The sequence below is a fragment of the Kitasatospora nipponensis genome, from assembly GCF_039528135.1.
In the GTDB taxonomy this organism is placed as follows: Bacteria; Actinomycetota; Actinomycetes; order Streptomycetales; family Streptomycetaceae; genus Kitasatospora; species Kitasatospora nipponensis.
On the sequence record NZ_BAAALF010001067.1, the window covers coordinates 1 to 540 of the forward strand.

Genomic DNA, 540 nt, shown 5'->3' on the forward strand with positions numbered 1-540 from the left:
CGAGGTCAACGAGGCGCTGAACGACCTGCCGCACCGGGTGCTGGGCCTGGGCGTGCCGAAGGAGGAGCACCGGCAGTACGGCTCCATCGCCGAGCACCTGGCCGCCTACGGCCTGGACGCGGCCGGGCTGCGGGAGCGGATCGCCTCGTACCTGTGGTGAGGCCCGGGCGGGGGCCGGCGGGACCGGTGGGCCTCCACGCGGAGGGTGCCACCGGGCCCAGGGGGCAGCCGAGAAGGCTTACGGCACTCCGAGGATGCCCTCGATCGCTTCCTGCACCTGGGTGGCGATCCGGGTGAGCTGCCGGGACTCTTCCTCGCTCTCGGCGGCCCTTTCCGTCTGCCACTCCATGAACAGCGGGGCGAACCAGATGAGCTGCACAAGTCGGGAGTCGATCATCTCCCCGGGCTCCGGAATTCGCGAGAGCAGCGACACGTAGGCCTCGCCCGCAGCCGGATCGAATTGGCCGGATCGGAGTTTCCCGAGAAAACCCGTCTCGTCGTCCCAAGCAAGTCGGATCGTAGCCATGTCGTTCTGTGGGC

General features: G+C 69.3%; 1 pseudogene. It reads left to right on the forward strand.

Annotation, left to right across the window (positions count from 1 at the left end):
* Positions 1–160: pseudogene (locus ABD323_RS44900) on the forward strand (transketolase); the annotation flags it as partial.
* Positions 161–540: the final 380 nt, after the last annotated feature.